Here is a 15,287-nt window from a genome sequence, read left to right on the forward strand (position 1 = left end):
CCGGCATGAAACGTGGAGCAAAACATCCCCGGGCACCCGCGCTGGCCTTTGACTGCCCGGCTGCGTATAACCTCGCCGTTTCGTCTAACCTGATTGAGCGCCCGAGCGCGACACCTCGCGCCCTGGCACTTAGAATGCGACGCTCATGAAACGGAGATTTCCATGCTCAAACGAACCCTGGCACTGACTGCTGGTCTGGCCCTGTCTTTTTCTGCTCTGGTGGCGCATGCCGCCGATGTGTTGCGGGTCAGCGCGATTCCCGATGAAGCCCCGACCGAATTGCTGCGCAAGTTCGAGCCGCTGGGCGCGTATCTGGAGCAGCAGTTGGGCATGAAAGTGCAGTTCGTTCCCGTGGCCGACTATCCGGCGGTGGTTGAAGCGCTGGCGACCGATCGCCTCGACATGGCCTGGCTGGGCGGTTTCACTTTTGTTCAGGCGCGCCTGAAGACCGACGCCACCACCCCGGTTATCCCGCTGGTGCAGCGTGAGCAGGATGCGCAGTTCACCAGCAAGTTCATCACCGCCGACCCGAACGTGAAGAGTCTGGCCGACCTCAAGGGCAAGACCTTCGCTTTCGGCTCGGTGTCGTCGACGTCGGGCAGCCTGATGCCGCGTTATTTCATGCTGAAGAACGACAACATCAAGCCTGAAGCCTATTTCAGCCGCGTCGCCTACTCCGGCGCGCATGACGCCACCGTGGCCTGGGTCCAGGCCGGTAAGGTCGACGCAGGCGTGCTGAATGCCAGCGTCTGGCAGAAACTGGTGGATGCCGGCAAGGTCGACACCAGCAAAGTCCACGTGTTCGCCACCACCCCGGCCTACTTCGATTACAACTGGACCGTGCGCGGCACCCTCGACCCGGCGCTGGCGGCGAAGATCAAGAAAGCCTTCCTCGACCTCGATCCGGCCAACCCTGAGCAGAAGAAGATTCTTGATCTGCAGGCGGCCAGCCGCTTCATCGACACCAAACCCGAGAACTACAAGGGCATCGAGGAAGCCGCTCGCGCTGCCGACCTGCTGAAATGACCCTGAGCCTCAAACACGCCAGCCTGCACCACGCCAACGGGGTCGACGCGTTACGCGGCGTTGACCTGCAGATTGGCGTGGGCGAACAGGTGGCGATCATCGGCCCTTCCGGGGCCGGCAAGTCGAGTCTGTTGAATCTGCTGGCCACCGCGTTGCGCCCCAGCAGCGGTGAAATCGAGGTGCTGGGCGAGCGTCCCTGGCACCTATCCGCCCATCAACGGCAACGTCTGCGTGCGCGCATCGGCCTGGTTCACCAAGCACCGCCGCTGCCGCCGCGCCAACGTGTAGTGACGGCGGTGCTGGCCGGCAAACTCGGGCAGTGGAGCCTGGGCAAAAGCCTGCTGAATCTGCTGCATCCCACGGACATTCCCGGCGCCCGTGCGGCCCTCGCCCGCCTGGATCTGGGCGACAAACTCTTCGCTTACTGCCAGCAATTGTCCGGCGGCCAATTGCAGCGCGTAGGCATTGCCCGGGTGCTGTATCAGGCGCCGGAGGTTCTGCTGGCGGACGAACCGGTGTCGGCGATGGACCCGGTGCTCGCCGGGCACACCCTGTCGATCCTCGCGCAGCACGCGCGGGCGTACAACGTCACACTGGTGGCGAGCCTGCACGCGGTGGAACTGGCGCTGGCGCATTTCCCGCGGATCATCGGCCTGCGCGACGGCCAGATCCTGTTTGACAGCCCTGCCGAACAGGTCAGTCGCGAGATGCTCGACACGCTGTACGCCAACGAGCAATTGCAAAGCCCGACGACGCCCAGTGCGCCGCTGATTGTGCAGATCCCGCGATGCTGAGGGCTGACTCACGCGACCCGGCCGCCGCGCCGCGATTGTTGCTGACGCTGCTGGCGCTGGCCTTGCTGTGGCCGGGCATCCAGCTCAGCGAACTGGATCTGGGGGTGTTGCTGCACAGCGACAGCCAGACCGAAATGGGCCGCTTCATCTCCGGATTCTGGCCACCGGCGCATGACCACGACTTTCTCCAGTTACTGTTCAAAGCCACCCTGCAAACACTGGCCATCGCCACCGCCGGTATGGCTCTGGCGCTGCTGCTGGCGGTGCCGGCGAGCCTGATTGCCAGCCGCGCGCTGTCATTGTCTGCGGCGTCCCGGAGCGGCATTCCCAGTCGGGTCGGGCGCTTGTTGCGCTGGCCGGTGCGCGGGTTGCTGATCTTCTTGCGCAGCGTGCCGGAGATCGTCTGGGCGCTACTGTTTGTGCGTGCCGTGGGCCTCGGCCCGGCAGCCGGTGTGCTGGCGATCGCCATCACCTACAGCGGCATGCTCGGCAAGGTCTACGCGGAAATTTTCGAATCCACCGACCAACGCCCGGCGCACGCCTTGATGCAGGCCGGCAGCGGACGACTCGCGGCGTTCGCCTACGGGATTCTGCCGAATGTCGCGGCCGAGCTGCTGTCGTACACGGTGTATCGCTGGGAGTGCGCGATTCGTGCGTCGGTGGTGATGGGATTCGTCGGCGCCGGAGGCCTCGGCCAACAGATCGACCTGTCACTGCGCATGTTCGCCAGCGGTGAAGTGGCGAGCATGTTGCTGACGTTCCTGATTCTGGTGCTCGGTGCCGACCAACTCAGCCGCCTGTTGCGCTGGAGGCTGACATGAATCGCCTGATCAATCTGTTGCTGATCGTCGGCATTGGCGTCGCGGTTATCGCCTCGTTCGGTTACCTCGAACTCGATCTCGGTGAACTCGGCAGCGCCACCAGCCTCAAGCAGATGGGTGCCTACGCGCAGCGTTTTCTCAGCCCGGACCTGAGCGCCACGCATTTGCAGGCGATCCTCAAGGGCTCGCTGGAAACCCTCGCCATGTCGGCCCTCGGCACCCTGCTCGCCGCGGTGTTCGGCATTCTCCTCGCGCTGCCCGCGGCCGGGCGTTTCGGCTGGCCGTTGCAAAGCGCTTCGCGCCTGCTGCTCAACGGCCTGCGGGCGATTCCGGAACTGGTGTGGGCGGCGCTGATGGTGCTCGCCGCCGGCCTCGGCCCGAACGCCGGCACCCTCGCGCTGGCCCTGCACACCACCGGCGTACTCGGCCGGCTGTTCGCCGAAGCGCTGGAAAACACCCCGCCGGAACCGGCCGAAGCGATCCGTTTGCAGGGCGGCAACCCGGTGCTCGCGTTCTGCTACGGCACCCTGCCCAACCTCGCCCCGCAATTGCTCGCGTATTGCCTGTATCGCTGGGAAAACAACATTCGCATGGCCAGTGTGCTGGGGTTTGTCGGTGCCGGTGGTTTGGGGCAGATGCTGTATGTCAGCCTGAGCCTGTTTCAGGAAGCGCAGGCGAGTACGGTGATTCTGGCGATGCTGATTCTGGTGCTGGGCGTGGATTCGCTGAGCGCCTGGAGCCGACAGCGCTGGGTCAAGGCCTGACGGGCAAACCTCACTGCGCCGTCGCCAACCGATACTGGCGCGGGGTAAATCCGGTCGATGCCTTGAACTGCCGGGTGAACGCGCTGTGGTCGGTATAGCCGCACTGCAGCGCCACTTCGGTGATCGGCAACTCGCCGTGCAACAGCCGATGCGCATGCTCAAGACGCACTTTCTGGATCATCTGCCGCGGAGTCAGGTGGAACACGCGCTTGCAGTAGCGCTCCAGTTGCGCCACTGAAATCCCGGCGATGCGCGTCAGTTCGCCGAGGCTGACGCGGCTGGCGAAATTCGCCCGAATGTATTCATCCACCGCCGCCAGTCGCTGATACGCCGGATGGGTTTCGCTGGCGGTTTGCAGGTCGACGGAAATTCCCGCCAGGCCAATGATCCGATTATCCCGGTTGTACAGCGGACGCTTATGCGTCAGGCACCAACCCGGTTCGCGGCTGCCGTACAGATGCAGCTCCAGCTGATCCTCCAACACAAACCCCTCTTCCAGCACGCGCCGATCCTGCTCGGTATAGCCCGGCCCCAATTGCGCCGGAAACACCTCGGCACTGGTCTTGCCCAGTAACGGTCGCAAGTCTTTCAAACCGCAGCGCTGCACCAGCGTCTGGTTGGCCATGACGTAGCGCGCCTGCAGATCCTTGATGAAGATCGCCGCGTTGGGAATCACGTCGAGCATGGGCAACAGCAGCGCCATGCTAGCGAGCAGATCGTCGAGGCTCTGCGGTCGGCTCGCCTCGTTCTGCTGGCTCAGGATCGCAAACGCGTTCTGCGTCATGACTGTCACTCCCCACGGTGCGCATTGGCTTGCGCGCAGATTGCCCGATGGCCGACAGCCTGTCGAGCCGGGCCTTTGCCGTTGGCCATTGTGCTGATTTCGTCATCGTCACCGGCAAAAAACATCAATCGCGCACCGCCTGATGAGTTCACTGTAGCGCCACTGCACGCCCCTCCAACAACCAACAAGAAGGCGACGCTATGACAGGCCAAGGCAAGTTCAAGAAACAACTTTCACTGATAGACCTTACGTTCATCGGACTGGGGGCGATCTTCGGTTCGGGCTGGTTGTTCGCGGCCAGTCACGTGTCGGCCATCGCCGGCCCGGCAGGGATCTTTTCCTGGCTGCTCGGCGGTTTCGCCGTGTTGCTGCTGGGCATCGTCTACTGCGAACTGGGCGCTGCGCTGCCCCGTGCCGGCGGTGTGGTGCGCTATCCGGTTTACTCCCACGGCCCGCTGCTCGGCTACCTGATGGGCTTCATCACCCTGATCGCGTTTTCCAGTCTGGTGGCGATCGAAGTGGTTGCCTCGCGGCAATATGCGGCGGCGTGGTTTCCCGAGTTGACCAAGGTCGGCTCCAGCGACCCGACTGTGCTCGGCTGGTTCGTACAATTCGGTCTGTTGTGCCTGTTTTTCCTGCTCAATTACCGCAGCGTGAAGACCTTCGCCATGGCCAACAATCTGGTCAGCGTGTTCAAGTTCATCGTGCCGCTGCTGGTGATCGGCGTGCTGTTCACCTTCTTCAAACCGGCCAACTTCCAGGTGCACGGCTTTGCGCCGTTCGGTCTGTCCGGCATCGAAATGGCCGTGTCGGCCGGCGGGGTGATCTTCGCTTATCTGGGCCTGACGCCGATCATTTCCGTGGCCAGTGAAGTGAAGAATCCGCAACGCACGATCCCGATTGCGCTGATCCTTTCGGTACTGCTGTCCACCGCGATTTACGTGTTGCTGCAAACCGCTTTCCTCGGCGGCATCCCGACTGAAATGCTCGCCAATGGCTGGGCCGGCGTCGCCAAGGAACTGGCCCTGCCGTATCGCGATATCGCCCTGGCCCTGGGCGTCGGCTGGCTGGCGTATCTGGTGGTGGCCGACGCGGTGATCTCGCCCAGCGGCTGCGGCAACATCTACATGAACGCCACACCACGGGTGATCTACGGCTGGGCGCAGACCGGGACCTTCTTCAAGATCTTTACCCGCATCGATGAGAAGTCCGGCATCCCGCGTCCGGCGCTGTGGCTGACCTTTGGCCTGTCGGTGTTCTGGACCCTGCCGTTCCCGTCGTGGGAAGCGCTGATCAATGTGGTCTCCGCCGCGCTGGTGTTGAGCTATGCGGTGGCTCCGGTGACGGTGGCCGCACTGCGCCGCAACGCGCCGGACATGCCGCGTCCGTTCCGGGTCAAGGGCATGAGTGTGCTCGGGCCGCTGTCGTTCATCATTGCCGCGCTGATCGTCTACTGGTCGGGCTGGGGCACCGTGTCGTGGTTGCTCGGCTTGCAGATTCTGATGTTCGTCATCTACCTGTTGTGTGGGCGCATGGTGCCGACCGCGCACTTGAACCTCGGCCAGCAAGTTCGCTCTTCGGCGTGGCTGATCGGCTTCTACGCGGTGACCATCGTCCTCTCCAAACTCGGCAGCTTCGGCGGTATCGGCGTACTCAGCCATCCGTTCGACACCGTGATCGTCGCGGTCTGCGCGCTGGGCATTTACTACTGGGGCGCCGCCACCGGCGTACCGGCACACCTGATTCGTCTGGAAACCGAAGACGACGAAAGCGAAGCCGCTGAATCCTCCACCCATTCGGCACAGGGCCAGCGCCCTGCTCACGCCTGACTTTGATTGAAGGGACGCGTTCATGAAACGACTGCACATCATCGATTCCCATACCGGCGGTGAACCCACGCGTCTGGTGATGAAAGGCTTTCCCGAGCTGCCCGGCAACAGCATCGCCGAGCAGCGCGATGCCTTGCGCGAAAGCCACGATCAATGGCGCCGCGCCTGCCTGCTCGAACCGCGTGGCAACGACGTGCTGGTCGGCGCGCTGTACTGCGCGCCGGTCTCGCCGGATGCCACTTGCGGGGTGATCTTCTTCAACAACGCCGGCTACCTCGGCATGTGCGGCCACGGCACCATCGGCCTGGTCAACTCGCTGCATTACCTGGGCCGCATCGAACCGGGCGTGCACAAGATCGACACCCCGGTCGGCCCGGTCAGCGCCACTCTGCACGAGGACGGCGCGGTAACCCTGGGCAACGTCCCGGCCTGGCGCTACCGCAAACAGGTGCCGGTGGACGTGCCCGGTTACGGTCGCGTGTTCGGCGATATCGCCTGGGGCGGCAACTGGTTTTTCCTCGTCTCCGAGCACGGCCAGGACCTGCAGATGAGCAACGTCGAAGCCCTCACCGATTACACCTGGGCGATGCTCAAGGCTCTGGAAGCCCAAGGCATTCACGGTGAGGACGGCGCGCTGATCGACCACGTCGAGCTGTTTGCCGACGACCCCAAGGCTGACAGCCGCAACTTCGTCATGTGCCCGGGCAAGGCCTACGACCGCTCGCCCTGCGGCACCGGCACCAGCGCCAAACTCGCCTGTCTGGCCGCTGACGGCAAACTCGCTGAAGGCGAGGTCTGGACCCAGGCCAGCATCACCGGCAGCCAGTTCGAAGGCCGCTTCGAATGGCATGGCGAGCGCGTGCGCCCGTTCATTACCGGCCGCGCCTACATGACCGCCGACGCCACTCTGCTGATCGACGAGCAGGACCCTTTCGCCTGGGGCATCTGACCTGCCCCGTTTTTTTTCGACTTGAATGAATGTCCCGAGGAGCTACAACAATGAGCGATAACATCTTCACTGGCTGCATTCCCGCGCTGATGACTCCGTGCACCGCCGCGCGCAAACCTGACTTCGACGCACTGGTGGCCAAGGGTCGCGAGCTGATCGATATCGGCATGAGCGCGGTGGTTTACTGCGGCTCGATGGGCGACTGGCCGCTGCTGACCGAGGCCGAGCGTCAGGAAGGCGTAGCGCGTCTGGTGGCCGCCGGGGTTCCGACCATCGTCGGCACTGGCGCGGTCAACAGCCGTGAAGCGGTATCCCACGCTGCACATGCGGCGAAAGTCGGCGCCCATGGCCTGATGGTGATTCCACGCGTCTTGTCCCGTGGTGCCTCGGCCACCGCGCAAAAAGCCCACTTCGCCGCGATCCTCAACGCCGCCCCGAACCTGCCGGCAGTGATCTACAACAGCCCTTACTACGGCTTCGCCACCCGCGCCGAGCTGTTCTTCGAACTGCGCCGCGAACACCCGAACCTGATCGGCTTCAAGGAATTCGGTGGTGGCGCCGACTTGCGCTACGCCGCCGAAAACATCACCTCGCAGGACGATGCCGTGACCCTGATGGTCGGTGTCGATACCCAAGTGGTGCACGGTTTCGTCAACTGCAACGCCACCGGCGCGATCACCGGCATCGGCAACGCCCTGCCCCGCGAAGTGCTGCAACTGGTGGCGCTGAGCAAGCAAGCGGCCAAGGGCGATGCCAAGGCCCGACGTCTGGCGCGCGAACTGGAAGCGGCGCTGGCGGTGTTGTCGTCGTTCGATGAAGGCTGCGATCTGGTGCTGTATTACAAGCATCTGATGGTGCTCAACGGCGACCGCGAATACGCCCTGCACTTCAACGAAACCGACGCCTTGAGCGATGCCCAGCGCCGTTACGCCGAGACCCAGTACGCGCTGTTCCGCCAGTGGTACAAAAACTGGTCCGCCGAACAGAACCTCGCCTGACCGCAATCCCTGCCCCGGTGTGATGCCGGGGCTTCACCTCTTTTATCAAGGAAGCGCCATGACTCTGACAGGCCACATGCTGATCGCCGGCCAAGCCATTGCCGGCAGCCGTGAAGCGATCCGCGCGATCAATCCCGCCACTGACGCGGTGCTGGAACCGGCCTATGCCGGGGGCAGCAGCGAGCATGTCGAACAGGCCTGCGCACTGGCGTGGCAAGCCTTTGATCGTTATCGCGAGACGTCCCTGGAGGCGCGCGCCGAATTTCTCGAAACCATCGCCAATGAGATCGAAGCCCTTGGCGATGCGCTGATTGACCGTGCCGTGGCCGAAACCGGCCTGCCACGCGCCCGTATCCAGGGCGAACGCGGACGCACCTGCGGGCAACTGCGCACCTTTGCCCGCACAGTGCGTGCTGGCGAGTGGCTGGACGTTCGCGTCGATCACTCACAACCCCAGCGCCAGCCGCTGCCACGTTCTGATTTGCGCCAGCGGCAGATCGCGCTGGGGCCAGTGGCGGTGTTCGGCGCCAGCAACTTTCCGCTGGCGTTCTCGGTGGCGGGCGGCGACACCGCTTCGGCACTCGCCGCCGGTTGCCCGGTGATCGTCAAGGCGCATAGCGCGCATCCCGGCACCAGTGAACTGGTGGGTCAGGCGCTGACGCGTGCAGTGAAAAAATCGGGTTTGCCCGACGGCGTGTTCTCGCTGCTGTTCGGTTCCGGCAACGAGGTCGGCATCGCCCTGGTCAGCGATCCGCGCATCAAGGCTGTGGGCTTCACCGGTTCGCGCAGTGGCGGTCTCGCCCTGAGCCAAGCGGCGCAGGCACGGCCGGAGCCGATCCCGGTGTATGCGGAAATGAGTTCGATCAATCCGGTGCTGCTGTTTCCCGCAGCGCTTGCCGCACGCGGTGAGGCGTTGGCGCAGGGTTTTGTCGCCTCGCTGACTCAGGGCGCCGGGCAGTTCTGCACCAATCCCGGGCTGGTCATCGCTCGCCAAGGGACGGCACTGGACGCTTTCATCGCAGCGGCCGCCGAGCTGATCCAGCGCAGCTCCGCGCAGACCATGCTCACGCCGGGAATCTTCTGCGCCTATGAAACTGGCGTCGGCGCGCTGGCCGAACATCCGCAAGCGCAACGCGTGGCCATCGGTCTAGCGGCTGAAGGGCCAAACCAGTGTCAGGCGCAGCTGTTCGTGACCCAGGCGCAGGACTTCCTCGCCGACGCATGCCTGCAAGGTGAAATCTTTGGTGCAGCATCACTGATCGTCCAGTGCGCCAACGACGATGAAATCCGTCAGGTCTGCGAGCACCTCGAAGGCCAACTGACCGCCACCCTGCACCTGGATGACGCCGATCTGGATCGCGCCCGGGCCTTGTTGCCGACCCTGGAACGCAAGGCCGGACGTCTGCTGGTCAACGGCTGGCCGACCGGGGTCGAGGTGTGTGATGCGATGGTGCATGGCGGGCCGTTTCCGGCTACCTCGGACTCGCGCAGCACCTCGGTCGGTACGGCGGCGATTCTGCGTTTCCTGCGGCCGGTGTGTTATCAGGACTTCCCCGAGAGCCTGTTGCCGCCGCCGCTGAAACAAGCGAATCCGCTGCAGTTGCGGCGCCTGCTCGACGGTCAGAGGGAAGCCTGACCATGCCCGACAACCTCACAGCGGACAACGCCGATATCGCGGTGATCGGCGCCGGAATCATCGGCGTCGCCTGTGCCCTGCAGCTGGCGCGTCAGGGTCAGCGGGTGGTGGTCATCGATAAGCAGCCGCCCGGTCATGGCGCCTCGTATGGCAACGCCGGACACTTGGCCACCGAGCAGGTGTTCCCGATTGCCGATGCGTCGATCCTCAAGCGTCTGCCAGCGATGCTGATGGACCCGATGGGGCCGCTGCGCCTGGACTGGAAGTACATGCCGCGCGCTGTGCCGTGGTTCAGCCGATTGTTGCTGAACCTGCGTCCGGCGCCGTTTCAGCGCACCGTGGCCGGTTTGCGCGCGCTCAACGAAAGCAGCCTCGATGCCTGGAAGCGCCTGCTGCAGAGCATCGCCCGCCGCGACCTGCTCAAGGAGGACGGCTCGCTGCTGGTGTTCGAGCGCGCCGAATCGCGACAAGCCGTCGAAGCCTTGCAGGCGCGCATGCTTCAGCAACAGGTGCCGGTGGATTTGTGGTCGGCCAGCACCGTGCGAGAAAGCGCGCCGCAGCTCAGCGAACAGATTCAGGGCGGGTTGTTCTACCCGCGCACCGGGCACTTTCTCGACCCTTACCGAGTGGTGTGTGAACTGGTGAGCGCGGCGAAAACAGCCGGCGTGCAGTTCCTCCAACAAGAGGTGCAGGACGGCCAGTTGCAGGAGCATGGCGTGTCGCTGCGCACCGATCAGGGCCGTTTTACCACGCGACAGGTGCTGATTACCTGCGGCGCGCACTCAGCGAAACTCACCACCGCACTCACCGGTAAACGCGTGCCGCTGGACACCGAGCGCGGCTATCACCTGATGCTGCCCCACGAGCACGAGCGACTGCCGTTCGCCGTTACCTCGCTGGAGCGCAAGTTCATCATGACGCCGATGGCCGGCGGCTTGCGCCTGGCCGGCACCGTTGAGTTCGCCGGTCTGGAGCGCCCGCCGTTCATGGAACGCGCCTGGCAGTTGCATCGCTTGAGCAAGGGCTTGTTCCGCCGTGATTTGAACGCTGAAGACGCGACGCCGTGGATGGGCTTTCGTCCGTCGCTGCCGGACTCGCTGCCGATCATCGACAAGGTCTGCGACGGCAAGGTACTGCTCGCGTTCGGTCATCAGCATCTGGGGCTGACTCAAGCGGCGATTACCGCAGAGATGGTCGCGCATCTGGTATCACCCTCAGCGAACTCCGGCTTGCCGGCACTGGGTGCCTATCGACTCGGTCGCTTCTGAGATATCGATGAAACGTTTTTGGTTTCATACTGAGCGCCGACCTTGGCCCCGCGCATATGGAACCGACTATGACCTCATCAATGGATACCCAGACACCCGAGCCACAAGCAATCTGCAACCCGATCACCAGCAGCGCGATCTTCATCGTCGCCACGCTGCTGCCCGGGAGCGACGCCGCCAGTCAGGTGCGCGGCTGGTGCGGCGACATCGCCGCCCTCACCCGTTCGGTTGGCAAACGCGTGCCCAGCGGTAACCTGTCGTGTGTCTGCGGGTTCAGCGCCAACGCCTGGGACGCCCTGTTCGGCAGCCCGCGTCCGGCTTCGCTGCATCCATTCCGCGAATTCGGCGTTGAGGGCCGCCGTGCTGTGGCGACCCCAGGCGACATCCTGCTGCACATCCGTGCCGATCAGATGGACCTGTGTTTCGAACTGGCAACGCAGCTGTGCAGCGCACTCAATGGCGCGATCACCGTGGTGGATGAGGTGCAGGGTTTCCGCTACTTCGACATGCGCAGCATCATCGGTTTTGTCGATGGCACCGAGAACCCGGTGGGCCGCAAGGCAGACCATTTCACCCTGATCGGCAACGAAGACCCGGCGTTCGAATCCGGCAGTTATGTGCTGGTGCAGAAGTACCTGCACAAGATGGACGCTTGGAATGCGCTGAGCGTGGAGGCTCAGGAGAAGGTGATCGGCCGAACCAAACTGGCCGACATCGAACTCGGTGAAGAAGTGAAGCCGAGCAATTCCCATAGCGCCCTGACCACCATCACCAAGGACGGCCAGGAGCAGAAGATCCTGCGCGACAACATGCCGTTCGGTCGTCCGGGGGCTGGCGAGTTCGGCACCTATTTCATCGGTTACGCGTGTTCGCCGGAACCGATCGAGCAGATGCTGGAGAACATGTTTGTCGGCAAACCCGTCGGCAACTACGACCGTTTGCTCGACTTCAGCACCGCAGTCACCGGGGGGTTGTTCTTTGTACCGTCAGCCGACCTGCTTGAGGAGCTGGCGGAGCGAGAGCCGGAGCAGGCGTGACACCGTAGCGCCACGCCCGCCCGTCACTCAGTGTGGCGCGCGCGGGATGGTTTTCAGCAGGTCTTCCGGGCTGATGTGGCCGACCACGCTGCCCGGTTGCGGCATGTTGAGGATGTGGCCTTTCATCTTGCCGATGATGTGCATCTCGCACGGCTTGCAGTCGAACTTCAGGGTCAGCACTTCGTCGCCGTGAATCAGCTGCATCGGCGCGACCTTGGTGCGCACGCCGGTCACGCCTTTGGCCTGTTTCGGGCACAGGTTGAACGAGAAACGCAGGCAGTGCTTGGTGATCATCACCGGCACTTCACCAGCCTCTTCGTGCGCCTCGTACGCCGCATCGATCAGCTTCACGCCGTGGCGGTGATAGAAGTCGCGGGCCTTCTGGTTGTAGACGTTGGCCAGGAACGACAGGTGCGATTCCGGGTACACCGGCGGCGGCGTGGTTTCGGCCTTGCGGCTGCCACGCGGATGCGCCGCGACACGGGCGGCGGTCAGTGCTTCGATCACTTCGCGGCGCAGGGCCTTGAGCTGCGAATTAGGGATGAAGAACGCCTGCGGCGCATCGAGCTTGATGTCGGTGGCGTGGTACTGGGTGGTACCGAGCTGGCCGAGCAGATCCTGCAATTGCTCCAGCGCCTGTTCCGGCTTGTTGGCCACACCGAACGGGCCGTTCAGGGTCACACTGGCGCTGATCCCTTCTTCACTGGTCGCAGTCACTTCCAGCTGTTCTTCACGCAGGCGAGCAACCCAGCTCAGGGCCACACGACGCTCGGCAGACGTCTTCTGCAGCGCCTGTTGCCAGTTGTGGTCGAGGTTGCGGTTCAGCGGATGGTTCGGCCGCAGCTTGTACAGGCCTTCGGGCATCTCGTTTGGCTCGACGCGGTAGCGGTAACGCTTCTCGCCGTCTTCTTCGAACTCGCCTTTCGGCTCGGCGATGTTGGCGCGGAAACCCACGACTTCACGCTTGACCAGCACGTTGAGGCCATCACCGTTGGACAGCGGTTCCTGCGTCACCACCTGCATGTCACGCTTGCCGACTTTCTCGACGGTGCCCACTGGCAAGCCGGTGAAGGTCGGCGAGTCGAACGCGCCGATGTCGATCTTGCGATCGGTGACGAAGTAGTCGGTGCTGCCACGGTGGAAGGTCTTTTCCGGGTCCGGCAGGAAGAAGTGCGCGGTACGGCCGCTGGAAGCGCGGGCCAGGTCCGGGCGATCTTCGAGCACGTCGTCGAGGCGCTGGCGGTAGTAGGCAGTGATGTTCTTCACATAGCCAATGTCCTTGTAGCGACCTTCGATCTTGAACGAGCGCACACCGGCCTCGACCAGCGCGCGGATGTTGGCGCTCTGGTTGTTGTCCTTCATCGACAGCAGGTGTTTTTCGTAGGCGATCACCCCACCCTTTTCGTCTTTCAGGGTGTACGGCAAACGGCAGGCCTGGGAGCAATCGCCACGGTTGGCGCTGCGACCGGTCTGCGCGTGGGAGATGTTGCACTGCCCGGAGAACGCCACGCACAGCGCGCCGTGGATGAAGAATTCGATGGCGGCATCGGTTTCGTCGGCGATGGCGCGGATTTCTTTCAGGTTCAGCTCGCGGGCCAGTACCAGCTGCGAGAAACCGGCCTGATCAAGGAACTTCGCCCGCTCAAGGGTGCGGATGTCGGTCTGGGTACTGGCATGCAGCTCGATCGGCGGGATGTCCAGTTCCATCACGCCCAGATCCTGGACGATCAGCGCGTCGACACCGGCATCGTACAACTGGTGGATCAGCTTGCGCGCCGGCTCCAGTTCGTTGTCGTGCAGGATGGTGTTGATGGTGGTGAAAATGCGCGCGTGGTAACGGCGGGCAAACTCCACCAGCTCGGCGATTTCACTCACCTCGTTGCAGGCGTTGTGGCGCGCGCCGAAGCTCGGGCCACCGATGTACACGGCATCGGCGCCGTGCAGGATCGCCTCGCGGGCAATCGCCACGTCACGGGCGGGGCTGAGCAGTTCCAGATGATGCTTGGGCAAGGACATAGTTTTTTTAGTCAGGCTGTCACGGTTAAGGCGCGCATTGTAGCCGCGAAACGCCCGGGCGGCACGCCTGTGCTGCCAAGTGGCAGATGACCTCGCTCCAATCCGACACGAGAGTCTCCTGTAGGAGTGAGCCTGCTCGCGATGATGGTGGCACAGTCAACGTTGATGGTGGCTGATTTACCGCTATCGCGAGCAGGCTCACTCCTACAGGGGGCGGTCAGGCCTTGGCCGCCATCGCGGTGACTTCCACGCGCATGCCTTCCACTGCCAGCGACGCCACGCCCACAGCCGCGCGTACGGGCCATGGCTTGGCGAAGAAGCGCTTGTAGACTTCGTTGAATGCCGCACGGTCAGCCATGTCGGTGAGGTAGATGGTCAGGTGCATCACGCGATCCATCGAACTGCCGGCCCGCTCCAGCGCCACTTTCAGCGCCTGCAGGGTGCATTCGCTTTGCAGGGTGATGTCGCCCAGCTCCAGGCTGCCGTCGGCGCGGGTCGGGATCTGGGTCGAAACCAGAACGCCGTTGAAACCGACAACGTCGGAGGAAATCGAATCTGCATCCGGATCAGGGGTGAAGCTGAGGTCTTGATTAGCCATGAAAGTCTCTTGTCTGGAGAGATTGAGGGTCGCCGGCCAACGACGCACCGGGACTTTTGCGCGGGCAGTTTACATCAGTCCCCGCTCCGGCTCAGGCCACTGTCGATGCCAGATCCAAATCGCGCGCATAAAAAAACGCCAGCCCTTTCGGACTGGCGTTTTTTCTGAATATGGCAGGGGCGGCTGGATTCGAACCAACGCATGGCAGGATCAAAACCTGCTGCCTTACCGCTTGGCGACGCCCCTGTATCTCAAGCTCTGTAACAAGCTCTGCGAGAATGGGCCGCAATTTACCAACCTTTTTTGGATCTGGGAAGCCCCGAGTGCAAAAAAATTTGTTTTAAAACAGCCAGTTATTTCTGAGCCGGGGCAAACGCCGCGATTCACTTGGACAAATTCAACGCAATCGCCTCGCGAATCAGCGCTTTCAGGGCCTGCTCATCGACCGGGTCGCCCTCGTGAAAATCAATCGCCCGGCGGGTGTTGCCCTCAAGGCTGGCGTTGAACAACCCCGCCGGATCGGCCAGCGCCGCGCCCTTGGCGAAGGTCATCTTCACCGCCGTCTTATAGGTTTCCCCGGTGCAAATGATCCCGCCCCGCGACCACACCGGAACACCCCGCCACTTCCACTCCTCCACCACCTCGGGATCGGCCTGGCGAATGACCTTGCGAATCTCGCCGAGGATGGCACCACGCCAATCGGCCAGTTCGGCGATTCGAGCGTCGATGAGTGCAGAGGCGTCGGTGTCGGGCTTCCCAGGGTTCAT

At 63.4% G+C, this 15,287-nt stretch carries 14 protein-coding genes and 1 tRNA gene; 10 read left to right on the forward strand and 5 right to left on the reverse strand.

What is annotated here, in order from left to right; genetic code table 11:
* Window positions 1–162 precede the first annotated feature (162 nt).
* Genes LCH64_RS23950 through phnE form a run of 4 tightly spaced genes read left to right on the forward strand, consistent with a single transcriptional unit; the run spans window position 163 to window position 3,405 of the window.
* On the forward strand, window positions 163–1,026 hold the full coding sequence (locus LCH64_RS23950) for a putative selenate ABC transporter substrate-binding protein (RefSeq protein ID WP_041072554.1): 864 nt from the start codon (window positions 163–165) through the stop codon (window positions 1,024–1,026).
* The gene (locus LCH64_RS23955) at window positions 1,023–1,820 is read left to right on the forward strand and encodes an ATP-binding cassette domain-containing protein (RefSeq protein ID WP_226501479.1); all 798 of its coding nucleotides are present in this window, start codon (window positions 1,023–1,025) and stop codon (window positions 1,818–1,820) included. The genes LCH64_RS23950 and LCH64_RS23955 overlap by 4 nt, the downstream gene beginning before the upstream one ends.
* Complete coding sequence (locus LCH64_RS23960) at window positions 1,814–2,641, forward strand: ABC transporter permease subunit (protein WP_103520759.1); 828 nt, start codon at window positions 1,814–1,816, stop codon at window positions 2,639–2,641. Before LCH64_RS23955 ends, LCH64_RS23960 begins: the two co-directional genes overlap by 7 nt.
* Complete coding sequence (phnE, locus tag LCH64_RS23965) at window positions 2,638–3,405, forward strand: phosphonate ABC transporter, permease protein PhnE (protein WP_003224391.1); 768 nt, start codon at window positions 2,638–2,640, stop codon at window positions 3,403–3,405. The genes LCH64_RS23960 and phnE overlap by 4 nt, the downstream gene beginning before the upstream one ends.
* Window positions 3,406–3,415: 10 nt before the next feature.
* Here the strand turns inward: phnE and LCH64_RS23970 are convergent, their stop codons facing one another.
* Window positions 3,416–4,189: an AraC family transcriptional regulator gene (locus LCH64_RS23970; protein WP_226501480.1), complete on the reverse strand. Its 774-nt coding sequence runs from the start codon at window positions 4,187–4,189 to the stop codon at window positions 3,416–3,418.
* A 200-nt stretch (window positions 4,190–4,389) separates the two neighbouring features.
* Here LCH64_RS23970 and LCH64_RS23975 point away from each other — a divergent pair, with 200 nt between their 5' ends.
* The 6 genes from LCH64_RS23975 (at window position 4,390) to LCH64_RS24000 (ending at window position 11,906) form a co-directional block, all read left to right on the forward strand.
* Complete coding sequence (locus LCH64_RS23975) at window positions 4,390–6,018, forward strand: APC family permease (protein WP_103520761.1); 1,629 nt, start codon at window positions 4,390–4,392, stop codon at window positions 6,016–6,018.
* A gap of 22 nt (window positions 6,019–6,040) precedes the next feature.
* Window positions 6,041–6,967 carry a 4-hydroxyproline epimerase gene (locus tag LCH64_RS23980; protein WP_226501481.1) on the forward strand — a complete coding sequence of 309 codons (927 nt, stop codon included), beginning with the start codon at window positions 6,041–6,043 and terminating at the stop codon, window positions 6,965–6,967.
* A gap of 50 nt (window positions 6,968–7,017) precedes the next feature.
* Window positions 7,018–7,965 carry a dihydrodipicolinate synthase family protein gene (locus tag LCH64_RS23985; RefSeq protein WP_041072540.1) on the forward strand — a complete coding sequence of 316 codons (948 nt, stop codon included), beginning with the start codon at window positions 7,018–7,020 and terminating at the stop codon, window positions 7,963–7,965.
* A gap of 58 nt (window positions 7,966–8,023) precedes the next feature.
* Complete coding sequence (locus tag LCH64_RS23990; RefSeq protein ID WP_226501482.1) at window positions 8,024–9,601, forward strand: aldehyde dehydrogenase (NADP(+)); 1,578 nt, start codon at window positions 8,024–8,026, stop codon at window positions 9,599–9,601.
* A 2-nt stretch (window positions 9,602–9,603) separates the two neighbouring features.
* Complete coding sequence (locus tag LCH64_RS23995) at window positions 9,604–10,869, forward strand: FAD-dependent oxidoreductase (protein ID WP_226501483.1); 1,266 nt, start codon at window positions 9,604–9,606, stop codon at window positions 10,867–10,869.
* A gap of 68 nt (window positions 10,870–10,937) precedes the next feature.
* Window positions 10,938–11,906: a Dyp-type peroxidase gene (locus tag LCH64_RS24000; RefSeq protein ID WP_226501484.1), complete on the forward strand. Its 969-nt coding sequence runs from the start codon at window positions 10,938–10,940 to the stop codon at window positions 11,904–11,906.
* Window positions 11,907–11,933: 27 nt separating this feature from the next.
* On the opposite strand, the gene LCH64_RS24005 is transcribed toward LCH64_RS24000, so the two are convergent.
* From LCH64_RS24005 to LCH64_RS24020, 4 genes are all read right to left on the reverse strand, one after another.
* The gene (locus LCH64_RS24005) at window positions 11,934–13,922 is read right to left on the reverse strand and encodes a U32 family peptidase (RefSeq protein WP_226501485.1); all 1,989 of its coding nucleotides are present in this window, start codon (window positions 13,920–13,922) and stop codon (window positions 11,934–11,936) included.
* 217 nt (window positions 13,923–14,139) lie between these two features.
* Window positions 14,140–14,520, reverse strand: a complete 381-nt coding sequence (locus tag LCH64_RS24010; protein ID WP_226501486.1) for a RidA family protein — start codon at window positions 14,518–14,520, stop codon at window positions 14,140–14,142.
* A 171-nt stretch (window positions 14,521–14,691) separates the two neighbouring features.
* Window positions 14,692–14,766, reverse strand: a tRNA-Gln gene (locus LCH64_RS24015).
* A 137-nt stretch (window positions 14,767–14,903) separates the two neighbouring features.
* Window positions 14,904–15,287 carry a DUF1801 domain-containing protein gene (locus LCH64_RS24020; protein ID WP_226501487.1) on the reverse strand — a complete coding sequence of 128 codons (384 nt, stop codon included), beginning with the start codon at window positions 15,285–15,287 and terminating at the stop codon, window positions 14,904–14,906.

It is taken from the genome of Pseudomonas sp. MWU16-30322, from assembly GCF_020515535.1.
Taxonomy (GTDB): domain Bacteria; phylum Pseudomonadota; class Gammaproteobacteria; order Pseudomonadales; family Pseudomonadaceae; genus Aquipseudomonas; species Aquipseudomonas fluorescens_H.

Coding starts and splice junctions, on each gene's coding strand:
- LCH64_RS24010 (WP_226501486.1), bottom strand. CDS start 14,520: ATGGCTAATCAAGACCTCAGCTTCACCCCTGATCCGGATGCAGATTCG.
- LCH64_RS24020 (WP_226501487.1), bottom strand. CDS start 15,287: ATGAACCCTGGGAAGCCCGACACCGACGCCTCTGCACTCATCGACGCT.
- LCH64_RS23950 (WP_041072554.1), top strand. CDS start 163: ATGCTCAAACGAACCCTGGCACTGACTGCTGGTCTGGCCCTGTCTTTT.
- LCH64_RS23995 (WP_226501483.1), top strand. CDS start 9,604: ATGCCCGACAACCTCACAGCGGACAACGCCGATATCGCGGTGATCGGC.
- LCH64_RS23985 (WP_041072540.1), top strand. CDS start 7,018: ATGAGCGATAACATCTTCACTGGCTGCATTCCCGCGCTGATGACTCCG.
- LCH64_RS23970 (WP_226501480.1), bottom strand. CDS start 4,189: ATGACGCAGAACGCGTTTGCGATCCTGAGCCAGCAGAACGAGGCGAGC.
- LCH64_RS23955 (WP_226501479.1), top strand. CDS start 1,023: ATGACCCTGAGCCTCAAACACGCCAGCCTGCACCACGCCAACGGGGTC.
- LCH64_RS23990 (WP_226501482.1), top strand. CDS start 8,024: ATGACTCTGACAGGCCACATGCTGATCGCCGGCCAAGCCATTGCCGGC.
- LCH64_RS23980 (WP_226501481.1), top strand. CDS start 6,041: ATGAAACGACTGCACATCATCGATTCCCATACCGGCGGTGAACCCACG.
- LCH64_RS24000 (WP_226501484.1), top strand. CDS start 10,938: ATGACCTCATCAATGGATACCCAGACACCCGAGCCACAAGCAATCTGC.
- LCH64_RS23975 (WP_103520761.1), top strand. CDS start 4,390: ATGACAGGCCAAGGCAAGTTCAAGAAACAACTTTCACTGATAGACCTT.
- LCH64_RS24005 (WP_226501485.1), bottom strand. CDS start 13,922: ATGTCCTTGCCCAAGCATCATCTGGAACTGCTCAGCCCCGCCCGTGAC.
- phnE (WP_003224391.1), top strand. CDS start 2,638: ATGAATCGCCTGATCAATCTGTTGCTGATCGTCGGCATTGGCGTCGCG.
- LCH64_RS23960 (WP_103520759.1), top strand. CDS start 1,814: ATGCTGAGGGCTGACTCACGCGACCCGGCCGCCGCGCCGCGATTGTTG.